Source organism: Acinetobacter sp. CY17, assembly GCF_059515825.1.
Genome location: NZ_JCAKMX010000001.1, coordinates 129,997 through 144,778 on the forward strand (window position 1 = coordinate 129,997; position 14,782 = coordinate 144,778).

Genomic DNA, 14,782 nt, shown 5'->3' on the forward strand with positions numbered 1-14,782 from the left:
TCACATCAATTTCGCCCTGAGTACGCCCGAATAAAGCTTTCAGTATAAATATCAAAATACAACGGGCAAAGCTTTCACCCTGCCCGAGCTTTAAGCCGAGCCTCTTAAGCTTTAGCGATGTCTTTGAGTAAATAGTCCAGCATATCATTGACAAACTGCAAGCGTTTTTCAGGCTCTTCTTGCAACAGCATTACCTTTAAACGCTGTCCACCTTGCATCCTAAAATAAGTTGGGTGTTGTTGCATCATTTGAATAATGCTGCCCGCTTGTACTGGAGTATCGGGCGAAAACTCAAAATGCCCACCATGTGCACTTAAATCAATTTTGGTAATACCTAAAGTTTCTGCTTTTAAACGAATTTGATGCACCGCAAATAAATGTTTGACCGCCTGCGGGGCAATACCAAAACGATCAATCAACTCCATACGAATATGATCAAGTTTGTCTTGGGTGGTGGCATTACTGATACGCTTATAGAACAATAAACGCTGATGCACATCACCTAAATACTCATCTGGAATTAAAGCCGGTAAATGCAGGCTAATTTCTGAAGTCAGCGCCAGCGGTGCATCAAAATTCGGTGTTTTACCGTTTTGAATGGCTTTGGTGGCTTTTTCCAGCATTTCCATATACAAGCTATAACCAATGGCATGCATCGAACCACTTTGCTGTTCACCTAATAGCTCACCTGCACCACGAATTTCTAAATCTTCGGTGGCCAACATAAAACCCGCACCTAAAGTTGAAGCACGTTGAATGGCATCAAGGCGTTTTTCGGCATCGCCTTTTAAGCCTTTTATTGATGGCACCAACAAATAGGCATAGGCTTGGTGATGCGAACGCCCGACGCGACCACGCAATTGATGCAACTGGGCAAGCCCTAATTTATCGGCACGTTCAATAATAATGGTATTGGCATTAGGGACATCAATGCCTGTTTCAATAATGGTTGAGCAGACCAAGACATTGTATTCTTTGTGATAGAACTGCTGCATGACTTGCTCAAGTTCACGCTCACGCATTTGCCCATGGGCTACAGCTACCCGCGCCTCTGGCACTAGATGACGAATATTTTCTGCCATCCGTTCAATGCTATCGACTTCGTTATGTAAGAAATACACCTGACCACCACGTAGCAATTCACGTAAAATGGCTTCTTTGACAGATTCATCGGTTTGTTCTTGCACAAAGGTTTTGACTGCTAAACGACGCGCGGGTGGTGTGGCAATAATAGATAAATCACGCATACCACCAAACGCCATATTTAAAGTACGCGGAATTGGTGTTGCAGTTAAGGTCAGCATATCCACATCGGCACGCATGGCTTTAATACGTTCTTTATCACGTACCCCAAAGCGATGTTCTTCATCGACAATCATTAAACCTAAATCAGAAAACTCCACGTTTTCTTGCAAGATTTTATGCGTGCCGACCACAATATCCACTTTGCCATCTTTTAAATCTTCTAAGGTTTTGAGATGACTTTTACTCGAACCAAAACGTGATAAGACTTCAATACGTACTGGCCAATCTGCAAAGCGATCTTTAAAAGATTCATAATGCTGCTGTGCTAATAGCGTGGTAGGCACCAATACCGCCACCTGTTTGCCATTTTGCACCGCCATAAAGGCTGCACGCATCGCCACTTCGGTTTTACCAAAGCCAACATCACCACAGACCAAACGATCCATCGGTTTGGCTTGTTGCATATCGTATAACGTGGCTTCAATGGCATTGGCTTGATCTAAAGTTTCTTCATAAGCAAAGCCTGACGCAAATTGCATATACATTTTTTCATCTACCTCAAAACCAAAACCGGGTTTGGCATGACGACGTGCTTGAATATGTAATAATTCTGCCGCAACATCATGAATTTGCTCGAGTGCTTTACGTTTGGCTTTGTTCCAAGCATCCGAACCAATTTTATGCAGCGGTGCCGAATCTGGATCACCACCGCTATAACGGCTAATCAGATGCAAATTCGTGACAGGCACATACACTTTGGCGCCATCGGCATAATCGAGTTGTAAAAACTCATGATCTTGCCCATCAATCTCTAAAGTCACTAAACCTGCATAACGACCTACACCATGATCGATATGCACCACAGGCGCACCAATCGACAGCTCGGTTAAGCTCTTAATTAAATATTCTTCGGAAATCTCATGCTGGCGTTTACGACGACGCTGCACCACACGATGTTCATAGAGCTGATTTTCGGAAATCACACTGAGTTGATCAGTGATGAGTAAACCACGATCTAAAGGCGCATGAGTGATAGCAATGGCAAATAAGGACTGCTGAAAGGCCTCAAAGCTCTCTACCACTGGAATTTCGCCCAGGCTGCTACGTAGGGCATCTTTTAAGGTTTCACGGCGCCCGGCACTCTCTGTAACCAATAACACCGGATGATTGGCCGCATCGACATAGGCTTTGACTTCTGCAAATGGTTTCTCACGCTTTGGATCTACCGGTAAACGTGGCGGGGCTTGGGTAGCTAAATTAAAATGACCCGCTTTATCTGTACTAAAAGCCTCAGGTGAAGCGATTAAACGCGGAAAAGTATTCAGTTTCTCTAAAATACTATTGGGTGCTAAAAATAGTTGTTCAGGCGGTAATAACGGCTGGTCGATATTATGACGACGTTGTTCATAGCGCGTGACGACATCTTTATAAAAATTGCTCCACCCCTCTTCGGCATATTTATCAGTAATCACAATTGCAGAGGCGGGTAAATAATCAAATAGCGTACTTTGGCTTTGCATGGCTTTGGCATCAAAGAACAGCGGTAAATAAAATTCAATCCCCGGTGACGCAATACCTTCTAATACGTCTTGATAAAGTTGATTTTTTTTAGGATTGGCGCTTGGGAAACTTTCCGCATAACGATCACGAAACAGGCTACGCGCTTCTTTGAGTGGGAACTCTTTGGCTGGTAACACGGTAAAGTGTTGTAAGGTCTTGGTAGTGCGCTGAGTTTCTGGATCAAAGAATTTTAGGCTTTCGATTTCATCATCAAATAAATCAATCCGAATCGGGGCTTCTTGTCCAGAGGCATAAATGTCCATAATACTGCCACGCACTGCAAATTCACCATGGTCATACACCGTATCTACCAACTGATAGCCGGCTTGAACCAAACGTTGTTTTTGCTGCTCTAAGGCAAACTTTTGCCCCACATGAATATCAAAGTGTTCGCCTAAGACCCAAGACGTCGGAGCCACACGTTGAGCCAAGGTTGAGGCAGAAAGCAATAAAATACCTTGCTTTGGCATATTGGATAAGATCGCCAAACGCTCAGAGACAATGTCTTGGTGTGGCGATAAGCGGTCATAGGGCAGAATTTCCCAATCAGGGAAAATGGTGGGTTTAAGCCCATAAAATTCAAGCTCGCTTTCAAGCTGGGCCAAATGCTGATTATTACGTGCCACCACCACCAAAAGCTGCGGTAAATTTTTGGCGATTTCTTTCAATAACAGCGCGGCGGCTGAACCTTGCAAATTACCGATCCAGCGTTTTTCGCCGACTTTAAGTTGTTTTAATTGAAGCTGTGTAATGGAATCTTGAAACATGGCCATTCTAAGCATGAAAGACAGGCTTCTATCTTAACATGATGTTTTTCAAGCTTTATGTAATTTTTATGTGCAATCGATTATCCACATTGACCTAACGTTTTTCACGTAGAAATTGACGGTAGTAATCACCTAAAAGTGCAATAATCGCTTTAAACTCAGTTAAGTTTTCTGGTGTATTGCCTAAACGTGCCACATAACGGCCTGTGGCCATTTCCAAATCAATTTTTTCATTAATCAGCATGGCGGCAAAATAGAGCGCTTTTAAATCATCAAATTTTCTTAAGCGACGGTTGGAAAAATACTCCAAACGCTCAGACAACGTCTCATTTAATACCACACCGCCTACACTATAACCAAGACTGTCATCCCATTCTATGTGATGCTCACGCATAAATACCAATCGTGGATCTTCTTTAGTTTTAAACAACTGACGTACTTTATCAAACATCGTATTTACCTTACTAAGCCAATGCACAGTGTAACTGCTTTTAACCGGACATAGCATACTGCGCTACTTATACTCAGGCCATTGGTTTAGTTTTTAGCAAGCCCATTAGTCCAAAGATAAATTACTTAATAAAAAACCCATGCTATTGCATGGGTGTTATAACCATTAGAGCTTAACCAAGGCTTTACGCGAAATAATCATGCCATTGTTATCAGCATATAAATAATCGCCTGAGCGGATGACAACACCAGCAAAGCTTAAGGTTAAATCCACTTCACCAACACCTTTGCGGGTACTTTTTTGCGGCGTCGCTGCCAAGGCATATACACCTAAATCCAGCGCCGCAATAGCATCAACATCACGTACACAGCCATAAATTACCACGCCGTTCCAATGATTTTGCACTGCAGATTCTGCAATCAAGTCGCCCATTAAGGCACAGCGCATCGATGCCCCACCATCGACCACCAAGACTTTACCAGTACCATCGCTTGCTAATAACTCTTTAACACGAGAATTATCTTCGTAACATTTGACCGTCACCACCTGGCCACCAAAGGTTTTGCATGCCCCATAGCTTTTAAACGCTTTACCATCAATGGATGGTGAAAGCACCTGTAAATCAAGCTCTGGATGATCGTCAAGTAAATCGCAAGTTACAAATGCTGCCACGTGCTTAACCCTCTATTATGTTTCATATTGTTGTATACGCAAATTAGCATAAATTTCACACGTTTTATCCTGATTTTGCGCAGCATCGACCATAGTATGAGCCACTTGTTGGGCAGTGACGGGGCGGTACTTCAAGTTTTTAGGCAGATGATGGGCAACTTTCTGATACAGCTTTTGTCCCAAATCCTCTAAAATTCGCCTCTCTTCACGTTCTCCAATTAACAAAGACGGCTGAATAATCGACAAACGGTATAAATTTAAACTTTTTAGCTTATCTTCAAGCTGACCCTTGACTTTTGCATAGAAAAATAACGATTTTGCACTGGCATTCATACTACTCAGTAGCAGAAAATGTGTCTTTGTATTTAAGAGTAAATGGGCAATATGCGCATTGATTTTGTAGTCCACATTGTAAAAGGCGCGTTTAGAACCTGCTTGCTTTATTGTGGTACCCAAACAGCTAAATACATGACTATAGCCACTTAGCTGCTCAGAATTGAGCAATAAAAAGTCATCTAACACAATTTGTTGAATTTTTTTTTGCTGTAAAAATACTTTATTTTCACGGCGTACAATCAGTGTGATTTCTTCACAGCAATCTAGTGCATTCAGTTGTAAAACCAAGGCCTTGCCCACCAGTCCAGTGGCGCCAACCACCAAGACTTTTTTGATCGAATTAATCATTTTTTGTACAATCTCCACTTAATCTGAGTAATCTTAGGTTTTCTTTAAGTTTTTTATACGGCTAAAATGGCATCACGGCGTGTCAAGGCTTGACTTAACAGCAATGTTAAATCAAAATATGGCACTTGTTTACGGGCTGGGTATAGTTCTTCTGATGTTGGTTTTCAGTTGAGTTGCAGCCCGCCCAGACTAATCTATTTCAAGGAGTGCACGAGTGGCAAACTCTGCTCAAGCTAAAAAACGTGCTCGTCAAAACGTTAAAGCACGCAAACACAACGCAAGCTTACGTTCTATGGTTCGTACTTATCTTAAACGTACAGTAGCTGCTATTGCTGCTGGCGATTATGCTGTTGCTTCAGAAGCTTACAAAACTGCGGTTCCAGTAATCGATCGCATGGCTGACAAAGGCATCATCCATAAAAACAAAGCTGCTCGTCATAAGAGCCGTTTAAATGCACAAGTTAAAGCATTAGCTAACTAATTTATGCATTAAAAAAAAGCCCTTTTATAGGGCTTTTTTTTATTGTGCAGCATTAAATTTCGCAATATCAAGACAATGTAATTGACCACGCCAAATCCATTTTAATTGACACTCTAAAAACTCACCCCCTTCAAACCAGACAAATAACCCCTCCATCATCTGTGGCCAATCTTCTACCGTTACTTCATTGCGTTCAGAAATAATGGCTAAAATTGCGGCAATAATGGTGTCATGGCTCACTGCCAAACTCAAACCATAGCTATTGCGCGGATGAGTGTTATAAATCAATTCTAGTACATCAACCACACCGCTAATCGGGTGTTTCATGCCAGGTAAGGCATTATTGACAAAGCTATTGATGAATCCTAAAGCACCTTGGCGTTTAAAATATGGCCCTGCTTTTTTTATATCTAAGACAAAACTGCCCGGTTCAACCAATAAGCCTTGCTCTACAATTTCAATATGATGCGTATTGACGGTATCTACAGTATCAGCACCTTGAATCATTAAGGCAGCTGTATCAACACAACGCTGAATGGGGCTTGAAATACAATGCTGAATTTGGCGACCACTCTTGGCAATTAAATATTCACCCCACGCCTCAGCCAATTCACGCCCTTGTCTGGTAAGTTGTAGGTCATAACCTGCTAAGCCTTGCCCCTTCACGTCTTCACGCAAGGAATGCCGCGTAAACAGCGTGACAGGCGTCTTAGGATCTGGGAGTAGATCCAGTGCATGTAACATGCTGCTAGGAAGCAAATCGAGTGCCATAGTACTGTCACAATGAAAAGATAGACTTCACTATAACATGTTCATTTTCTAGCTCAATGCTTGTTCGACATTCGTCCAAGTGCTTGTAAGGCAAGTTGTTTCATTTCGGGGCTACGATAGGCCAAAAATCCATCATTGAGTAAACTTTGACGCTGGTTATACACAAATGGGCGTCCTTGAAAATCGATTAAGCCACCGCCAATACGTTCAATTAAACATTGTCCAGCACTGGTATCCCACTCACACGTTGGGTGAAAACGTGGATAAATATCCACTTTATCTTCAAGCATCATACAAAATTTATAAGCACTGCCTGACTTAAAAATCGAATACGGGGTAATTTGCGCTAAAGCGGCAAGATACTCTACATACTGCGCTTTTTGCTGGCTACTTTGACTTAAACCCACCTGAATGGCTTGATTGACTGCAGGCGCTTGATATTGCAACCATGCATCAATCTTAGCGTCATATTTAAGTGGTAAGCCCTGTAATGGGCAAATATAAACCGTATAGTCTTCTGGTACAGCCAACATTGCAAAAACAGTCTCATGCCCCTCAATTAAGCTTAAGTTAATGGTAAATTGCGGGCGCTGATGTAAAAACTCTTTAGTGCCATCTAAAGGGTCTAATAACCAAAATTCTTTCCAAGTTTCACGGCCAGTTTTGTCACCTTCTTCAGAAAGCAAAGGTAAATCCGAAACGGCTTGCAAAGCTTCAGTTAAGTACTGATTGACCCTAAAATCTGCTTGGGTTACTGGTGAATCATCACTTTTTTGATTCACATCAAAGCTGCCACCTGCACAGTAATGTTGATATTCTTCACGCAATATTTCGCAGGCATGCATCATCGGCGGCAAAATTTTTGTTATTAAGGCATCTTTAGGTGCTTGAGTGCGGATAAACATTGCCGATCTCTTTTTATTTACAATTTAAAACCCTATTGTAATGCCAAACCACCTCCCTCACTCAAGGGCTTTTGTTATGGGCCTGTGCTTGAAATGCAAGGTTGATCACAAATCTTAAGCACAGCACGCTACAATGCTGGAGACTCAACACCACATTTAGCGAAATCAGGTATACTCATTTTTCGATTTTTTAAGCCTCTTGTTGCTTGAGGCCTATGTAGACTATGAGGCAAGCGTCATGCAAAAACCGGTGATCATTTTTGATATGGACGGAACGCTATTAGATTTAGCGTATGACGATTTTATTTGGAATGAGCTATTACCTGAGCGCTATGCACAAACTCATGGCTGTTCGCTTGAACACAGCAAACAACATCTGTATGGCTTTTATCAACAACACAACCATACTTTAAACTGGTATTCGTCACGATTTTGGACCAGTAAAGTGGGTGTAGACGTATTGGCGATGCAAATTGAGTTTCAGCACAAAGTAGCAAAACGTGATGGTTGTATTGAATTATTAGAATTTTTAAAAGCCCAAGGTTATCCATGTTGGCTGGCCACCAATGCAGATTGTAAAGGGCTTGAATTTAAACTTAAAGCTATGGATTTAGCCCAGTATTTTGAGGTGATTGTCAGCTCAGAAACTTTAGGTCATGCCAAAGAGTTTGTCGAATTTTGGCAACAATTACACGCTCATTATCCATTTGATCGCAAACATTGCTATTTTATTGATGACACAGAAAAAGTCTTAAATGGCGCAAAAAAGTTTGGCATCAAAAACTTGATTACCATTGCACAGCCCTCATCTACAAAACAGGCGAAAACTCAAGCCAACTATCCAATGCTTGAGCATCTCACCGATTTAATTCCCATGTTGCAACAGGTTGAGGAACAGAAAAAATATGCGTAAATCTTCTTTAGCTGAAGATGCTGTGGGCATGCGTATTGATAAATGGCTGTGGGCGGCACGCTTTTTTAAAACTCGCTCGATTGCTAAAAATGCCATTGAAGGCGGTAAAGTCCATCATAATGGTGAGCGTGTTAAAGTGTCGCGTGAAGTACGTGTTGGTATGGAACTTACCATCGCACAAGGCATTGAGAAAAAAACCGTGCTGGTGAAGGCACTCTCCGATGTGCGTGGCCCAGCACCTGTCGCACAATTGCTGTATGAAGAAACTGAAGTCAGTATTGCTAAACGTGAATTGATTGCTACCCAACGTAAAATGCATAATCTGGCACGACCGGATCATCGTCCAAGCAAAAAAGATCGTCGTGACATCCAACGTTTTAAACATGATAATGATGCGGGCTTTGAGCAACATTGGTCGTATTTAGACGATTAATACACTGCGTCATAGAATGTCGCACCTACATCAATTAAACTAGAACATTAAAATAAAATCTGTCACTATTGACCCATAGGCATCCACTTGGGTGAATCGTGAATCTACAGTTTTGAGGTTGTAAGATGGATGAAAATAAAAGCAAAGCTTTAAATGCCGCTTTAAGCCAAATTGAAAAACAATTTGGTAAAAACACAGTAATGCGCTTAGGCGAAAATACGGTACAAGCCGTTGAAGCCATCTCTACAGGCTCATTAACATTAGATATTGCACTAGGCATTGGTGGTTTACCTAAAGGTCGTATCATTGAGATTTACGGTCCTGAATCGTCAGGTAAAACCACAATGACCTTACAAGCCATTGCCCAGTGTCAAAAAAATGGTGGCACCTGTGCCTTTATAGATGCCGAACATGCACTCGATCCACAATATGCACGTAAATTAGGCGTTGATATTGACAATCTCTTGGTTTCTCAACCAGATCATGGTGAACAAGCCCTTGAAATTGCTGATATGTTGGTGCGCTCAGGTGCAGTTGACATGATCGTAGTCGATTCAGTCGCAGCCCTCACCCCACGTGCCGAAATTGAAGGCGAAATGGGTGACTCACATATGGGTCTGCAAGCACGTTTGATGAGCCAAGCCTTACGTAAAATTACAGGTAATGCCAAGCGTTCAAACTGTATGGTGATCTTCATTAACCAAATTCGTATGAAAATTGGTGTGATGTTTGGTAGCCCAGAAACCACAACAGGTGGTAACGCCCTTAAATTCTATGCCTCTGTGCGTTTGGATATCCGTCGTATTGGTCAGGTCAAAGAAGGCGATGAGATTATTGGTTCAGAAACCAAAGTTAAAGTGGTTAAGAACAAAATGGCACCGCCTTTCCGTGAAGCCTTGTTCCAAATCCTATATGGTAAAGGTGTGAATCATTTAGGTGAATTGGTTGATCTTGCAGTACAACAAGATATCGTGCAAAAAGCAGGTGCTTGGTACTCTTATCAAGGCAGCAAAATTGGTCAAGGTAAAAACAACGTGATTCGTTTGTTAGAAGAAAATACCGCGATGGCTGAAGAAATTGAACGCTTGATTCGTGAGCAACTTCTTACTACCAATCAAGCGCCTGCCGATGATCAGGATGATGATGCTGAATTTGAAGCAGCAGAATAACTCAATATTTATAAAAACGCCCTACGGGGCGTTTTTGTCTTTTTAAGGATATTTTCATGAGTGATGCTAAATTTAGCAAAATTATTTATTATGAAGCATTAAAACGTGAATACGGCACTGATGATGCTGTACAAGGCTATGAAGCTTTAAGTTTTGACATGCCTGAAAAAAAATCACAACGTGGTTTACTCAAAGGCTCACGCTTACGTTCTTATGCGTTTGCTGTGCTGACCCGTAAAGAGTATTCCAAAGCTGAGCTCATTGAAAAATTAGCCTTGTATGCAGAGGATCGTGATGAAGTGCTGGCATTGGTTGAAGAGCTCGCTAGTCAACTTTATCAAAGTGATCAACGTGTCGCAGAAACTGTTTTGTCTAGCCAGCAACGTAAAGGCAAAGGTCCGGCACGCATTAAATTGGCACTTAAAAATAAGAAAATTGACAGCAATTTAATTCAGGAGGAAATGCAAGAGATAGATTGGGCAGAACAAGCCTATCAACTTAAAGTCAAAAAATATGGTGTAGCGGTCAGCAAAGATCCAAAGCTAAAAGCCAAACAAATACGCTTTTTGCAATATCGTGGTTTTGATTTAGATACGATTTTTAAGGCAATTAGCCGTCGAGAAGAAGACGAATAAAACTTGAGACATTTAAAATAGATATTGGCTATTATTATAAGAATTTGGTGGCAGCCCTACCAGCAAGCCTTCGGCACATCATATATCTATTACCGTTGCTACCTTCCGGTCCTGGCGGGGTTCATAGGATACAATTGCGAAGTAACCAGCAGGGCTACCATTGCAAGAACGATTATAGAGATTTTTGAAGCACATGCAAGACCTAAGCACTAAAAAAAGCAATAAAGCTATCTGTTTGATTAAATTAAGAACACTTTATAAATACCAAGCCATTTTGCTACATAAAAGCAACTTTAGCCCGCATCTAAGACTTGCTTTTCGATAGGCATGTGTTTTTAATGGACTCAGGTTTTAAGCCCATAATCACAAATATGGATTTTTTAATATGATGCTCAATCAGCACATTTTGTTTGGCTGTGCTTTGTTCGCAACAACGCTCAGTTTTGCTAATATTCCCATTGAATCACGTGGTTTAACTCAAGCCACATCTGTTTCGACCCCTGTTGCAGCCAGTACAGGTGCAGAGCAGGTTTCAACCAATCTCAATTGGCAATTGATCCAAAAAAATCAACAATTAGAAACAGAATTACGTCATTTACGTGGCAAAATTGAAGAATTGGAAAATGCCAACGAAAAGCTTAATCATGAGTTGAACAATCGTTATACCGATTTAGATCAGCGCTTAGAATTACTACAACAAAAGCTTGATACGGAACAGACTGAAGAGAGCCCAGCGCAAGCGGAGGATAATCAACAAGATACTGTACCCAGTGGCATAACGGTTCAAGCCCCTGATCCAGTTCAGCCGACTGCTGCCCCAACTGTTGTTACTGCGGCACAATATGACAATGAATTAGATCGTGCTGCGTATACCATTGCTTTAGAAGTTTATAAACAAGGTGGTGCCGCCAAAGCTATTGCACCGATGCGCAATTTTATTAAAAACCATCCCAATAGTATTTATGTGAGTAATGCTTATTTTTGGATGGGTGAGTTTTATTTAGCCATCGAACCCATTAACTATAAACGTGCTCAAGCCAATTATGCTGAAGTGGTGCATCAATATCCTCACTCAGCCAAAGCTGCCTCTGCTCTGTATCGATTATATAGCATGGCCAAAAATGTGGATAACAATCCAACGCTTGCGAGTGAATACGAAGCAATGCTTAAGAAGAACTATCCAAATTCTGAAGAGGCTGGATTTTTAAAATAAAAAAGACACCCTAAGGTGTCTTTTTTCACAATTTTGGTTAACGCACGATACCACGCTCAGATTGTTCAATTGAATCAACAAAAAGACCGACCTCAGCACATTGTGGTAGCAAATCAGCGCGAATTTTTTCGACCGCCTGATCTTTGGTTAAACCAGATTTATACACCAGTTTAAATGCTTCACGTAACACTTGGATCACTTCTTTAGACCAACCTTTACGACGCATGCCTTCAAAATTCATAGCAAAAGCATGTGCTGGGTTACCCGAAGCCATCACATAAGCAGGCACGTCTTTCACAATTAAAGACGCTGCACCCACCATACTGTAAGAACCGACCTTACAGAATTGATGAATTCCGGAGTTCCCCCCCAAAATCACATAGTCACCAACATGCACGTGACCGGCCACACCCACGTTGTTGGCCATAATATTATGATCACCGACCATACAGTCATGGGCAATATGGGTATTGACCATCAATAAGTTATGGCTACCAATTTTGGTTAAACCTTGGTCTTGTACTGTACCGCGATGCAAGCTGCAATGTTCACGGATACTGTTATGATCACCGATTTCCAACCACGTTTCTTCGCCACGATATTTTAAATCCTGACAAACTTCACCTACGCTGGCAAACTGAAAAATTTCATTCTGCTCACCAATACGGGTATAACCGCCGACAACCACATGCGAATGTAGTTTTGTCCCAGCCCCAATTGTGACATGGGGACCAATAACACAGTATGGACCAATGCTCACATCTGCTGCAATTACAGCAGATGGATCAATAATGGCGGTTGGATGGATTAAATCGGTATTACTCATGCCTGCTCGACTTTTAGGTGCGAAACTGTAATTTCCGCAGTGGTTGCAACGACGCCATCAACCGTGGCTGTACAAGCATACTTGTAGATTCCACGTTTGTGCATTAACAATTCAGATTTTAATACAAGTTGGTCACCTGCAACCACTTGTTTCTTAAATCTTACCTTATCTACACCTGCAAATAAGAATAAAGAATCTGCAGTTGGCTTTTGTCCGCTCATGACGAAGCCCAAAATACCCGAGATTTGCGCTAAAGCTTCTACAATCAGTACGCCCGGCATAATTGGGTATTCAGGAAAATGTCCTTGGAAAAACTCTTCATTAATGGTGATATTCTTATAACCAACAATGCTGTTATCATTAATTTCAACCACACGATCCACCAATAAAAACGGATAGCGATGCGGTAAATATTCACGGATAGTTTGAATTGTCATTGGCAATTCTGGTTTCGTGAATGCTGGCGGAGTTGACTCTGTCATCATGTTCATAATTATTTACGCAATTTTAAAGTTGATTCAAGGGACTCAATCTGAGTCTGTATATCATCAATTTTTTTCACAACTTGGGTCAATGGCACATCTGCTAATTGTCTTAAGCGCACCACAGTACGTTTCCATCTGTGATTTTCAAATAATCCAATGCCTGAAGAGTATTTTCCAGCTTCAGAAATATTATTTGTCACCATTGACATTCCAGTTAAAGTCACGTTATCGGCGATATTTAAGTGACCTGAAATCGCAGATCCCCCACCAATGATACAGTTTTTGCCAATTGTAGTACTTCCCGCAATGGCTGTTTTCGCAGCAATGGCTGTGCCTGCACCCAATTTGACGTTATGTGCGACTTGCACAAGATTATCAATAATGACACCATTGTCTAAAATTGTGTCATCCAAGGCACCACGGTCAATACTGGTATTTGAGCCAATACGCACATCATTGCCAATACGCACCGAACCTAATTGTGCAATACGATGCCATTTACCTTGATAAGGGGCAAAGCCAAAACCTTCACTGCCAATCACGCTATTGGCATGCACGCGCACACGATCCCCTAAATGGCTCTCACCAGTAATGGTCACATGAGAATCAATAAAGCAATCTTTGCCAATTTCAACAAAATCATCAATTTTGACATGTGATTGAATTACAGTATGCTCACCAACCACACAGTTCTCACCAATCACCGCATAGTGACCAATATAAGCTGTATCTGCAATAATGGCAGATGGATCAATTTGTGCTGTACTTTCGATGCCCTGTTTGCTGACTTTACGCTCGAAGACGTGAGTTAAAATCGCAAATGCCAAATAGGGATTGGCCACCACAATATAATTACCGTCAGCAGGTAATTGCTTCAATAAATCTTGTGTGACAATTAAAGCACCCGCTTTTGAAGCCAATGCTTGGGCTACATATTTATCCCCATTCACAAAACCAATGTGCTGTTTTTGTGCGTGTTCTAAACTGGCAAGTTTAGACAATTGAAGATCTGCTTGCCCGATCCACTCGCCTTGAACACGGCGAGCAAGATCTTGCAAGGTAAATGAAGAATGAGTCATAAGTTATTTAATTGCATTAACCTTTTGAATCATTTTATCAGTTAAATCTGCTTTTACGTCATAAGCAAACACAGCATTTTTATTGACAATCAAGTCAAGCTTATTTTCTTGGCGCAATTGTTCAGCAGTGGCTTTAATACGACCTTCAAAGGTTTTGTTCACGTTTTGCATACTGCTTTGCACAGTAGTTTGAACTTGCTGTTGCAATTTTGCTAATTGCTCTGCTTTGGCTTCAAAATCTTTGGCCAACTTCTCACGCTCAGCTTGAGTTTTAGCAGCTTGACCTTTTTGCTGAATGGCAGTCAAGTCTTTTTGCAGCTGTTCAATTTGTGTGGTTTGTGGCTTAATAGTAGTTTGCAAATTACTATTTTGCTGTTTCAAATAGCTGCTATTTTGCACCACACGCTCAAGATCAACCACCCCATAGCCTGCTGCATGCGTTAGGTTGACTGCTAAAGCTGCCATGGCTGCGATTACTAATTTTTTCATTGTT

Annotated in this window: 16 protein-coding genes and 1 other RNA gene; 6 read left to right on the forward strand and 11 right to left on the reverse strand. The window is 41.4% G+C overall.

Translation table 11 applies throughout. The features are described 5' to 3' along the window. Positions 1-104 precede the first annotated feature (104 nt). The 4 genes from mfd to AC5YCI_RS00740 form a co-directional block, all read right to left on the reverse strand. A complete protein-coding gene (gene mfd / locus AC5YCI_RS00725; RefSeq protein WP_496175109.1) occupies positions 105-3,572 on the reverse strand; it encodes a transcription-repair coupling factor in 3,468 nt (1,155 codons plus the stop codon). 94 nt (positions 3,573-3,666) lie between these two features. Further along, a complete protein-coding gene (locus tag AC5YCI_RS00730; protein WP_496129127.1) occupies positions 3,667-4,023 on the reverse strand; it encodes a hypothetical protein in 357 nt (118 codons plus the stop codon). Between the two features lie 165 nt (positions 4,024-4,188). Beyond that, on the reverse strand, positions 4,189-4,695 hold the full coding sequence (gene rraA / locus AC5YCI_RS00735) for a ribonuclease E activity regulator RraA (RefSeq protein ID WP_496129126.1): 507 nt from the start codon (positions 4,693-4,695) through the stop codon (positions 4,189-4,191). A 15-nt stretch (positions 4,696-4,710) separates the two neighbouring features. Further along, positions 4,711-5,379, reverse strand: coding sequence for an NAD-dependent epimerase/dehydratase family protein (locus tag AC5YCI_RS00740; RefSeq protein ID WP_496129125.1), 669 nt, complete (start codon positions 5,377-5,379; stop codon positions 4,711-4,713). Positions 5,380-5,593: 214 nt separating this feature from the next. Between AC5YCI_RS00740 and rpsT the strand changes: the two genes are divergently transcribed. After that, positions 5,594-5,860, forward strand: coding sequence for a 30S ribosomal protein S20 (gene rpsT / locus AC5YCI_RS00745; protein ID WP_122897879.1), 267 nt, complete (start codon positions 5,594-5,596; stop codon positions 5,858-5,860). Between the two features lie 39 nt (positions 5,861-5,899). Here rpsT and AC5YCI_RS00750 read toward each other — a convergent pair whose 3' ends face one another. Together AC5YCI_RS00750 and AC5YCI_RS00755 are read right to left on the reverse strand one after the other, a co-directional pair. Then, complete coding sequence (locus AC5YCI_RS00750; protein ID WP_496129124.1) at positions 5,900-6,631, reverse strand: phosphoglycerate mutase family protein; 732 nt, start codon at positions 6,629-6,631, stop codon at positions 5,900-5,902. A 53-nt stretch (positions 6,632-6,684) separates the two neighbouring features. Then, on the reverse strand, positions 6,685-7,536 hold the full coding sequence (locus AC5YCI_RS00755; RefSeq protein WP_496129123.1) for a 3'(2'),5'-bisphosphate nucleotidase CysQ family protein: 852 nt from the start codon (positions 7,534-7,536) through the stop codon (positions 6,685-6,687). 238 nt (positions 7,537-7,774) lie between these two features. Here AC5YCI_RS00755 and AC5YCI_RS00760 point away from each other — a divergent pair, with 238 nt between their 5' ends. The 4 genes from AC5YCI_RS00760 to AC5YCI_RS00775 all read left to right on the forward strand — a co-directional run bounded on the left by AC5YCI_RS00760 (position 7,775) and on the right by AC5YCI_RS00775 (position 10,686). After that, a complete protein-coding gene (locus AC5YCI_RS00760) occupies positions 7,775-8,449 on the forward strand; it encodes an HAD-IA family hydrolase (RefSeq protein WP_496129122.1) in 675 nt (224 codons plus the stop codon). Next, positions 8,442-8,882 carry an RNA-binding S4 domain-containing protein gene (locus AC5YCI_RS00765; protein ID WP_496129121.1) on the forward strand — a complete coding sequence of 147 codons (441 nt, stop codon included), beginning with the start codon at positions 8,442-8,444 and terminating at the stop codon, positions 8,880-8,882. Before AC5YCI_RS00760 ends, AC5YCI_RS00765 begins: the two co-directional genes overlap by 8 nt. A gap of 125 nt (positions 8,883-9,007) precedes the next feature. After that, positions 9,008-10,051 (forward strand): recombinase RecA, encoded by a 1,044-nt coding sequence (gene recA / locus AC5YCI_RS00770; RefSeq protein WP_496129120.1) that lies wholly within the window; start codon positions 9,008-9,010, stop codon positions 10,049-10,051. Between the two features lie 158 nt (positions 10,052-10,209). Continuing rightward, positions 10,210-10,686, forward strand: a complete 477-nt coding sequence (locus AC5YCI_RS00775) for a regulatory protein RecX (protein WP_496129212.1) — start codon at positions 10,210-10,212, stop codon at positions 10,684-10,686. A 54-nt stretch (positions 10,687-10,740) separates the two neighbouring features. Here AC5YCI_RS00775 and ffs read toward each other — a convergent pair. Then, positions 10,741-10,837: signal recognition particle sRNA small type (ffs, locus tag AC5YCI_RS00780), an RNA gene on the reverse strand. Positions 10,838-11,071: 234 nt separating this feature from the next. Between ffs and AC5YCI_RS00785 the strand changes: the two genes are divergently transcribed. After that, positions 11,072-11,899 (forward strand): YbgF trimerization domain-containing protein, encoded by an 828-nt coding sequence (locus tag AC5YCI_RS00785; protein ID WP_496129119.1) that lies wholly within the window; start codon positions 11,072-11,074, stop codon positions 11,897-11,899. A 37-nt stretch (positions 11,900-11,936) separates the two neighbouring features. On the opposite strand, the gene lpxA is transcribed toward AC5YCI_RS00785, so the two are convergent. From lpxA to AC5YCI_RS00805, 4 genes are read right to left on the reverse strand one after another with little or no spacing between them, the layout of a single operon-like run. Beyond that, positions 11,937-12,725 (reverse strand): acyl-ACP--UDP-N-acetylglucosamine O-acyltransferase, encoded by a 789-nt coding sequence (gene lpxA / locus AC5YCI_RS00790; RefSeq protein WP_496129118.1) that lies wholly within the window; start codon positions 12,723-12,725, stop codon positions 11,937-11,939. Continuing rightward, on the reverse strand, positions 12,722-13,207 hold the full coding sequence (gene fabZ, locus AC5YCI_RS00795; RefSeq protein ID WP_496129211.1) for a 3-hydroxyacyl-ACP dehydratase FabZ: 486 nt from the start codon (positions 13,205-13,207) through the stop codon (positions 12,722-12,724). The genes lpxA and fabZ overlap by 4 nt, the downstream gene beginning before the upstream one ends. Positions 13,208-13,218: 11 nt before the next feature. After that, complete coding sequence (lpxD, locus tag AC5YCI_RS00800) at positions 13,219-14,289, reverse strand: UDP-3-O-(3-hydroxymyristoyl)glucosamine N-acyltransferase (protein WP_496129117.1); 1,071 nt, start codon at positions 14,287-14,289, stop codon at positions 13,219-13,221. A 3-nt stretch (positions 14,290-14,292) separates the two neighbouring features. After that, positions 14,293-14,778 carry an OmpH/Skp family outer membrane protein gene (locus AC5YCI_RS00805; RefSeq protein WP_496129116.1) on the reverse strand — a complete coding sequence of 162 codons (486 nt, stop codon included), beginning with the start codon at positions 14,776-14,778 and terminating at the stop codon, positions 14,293-14,295. Positions 14,779-14,782 lie beyond the last annotated feature (4 nt).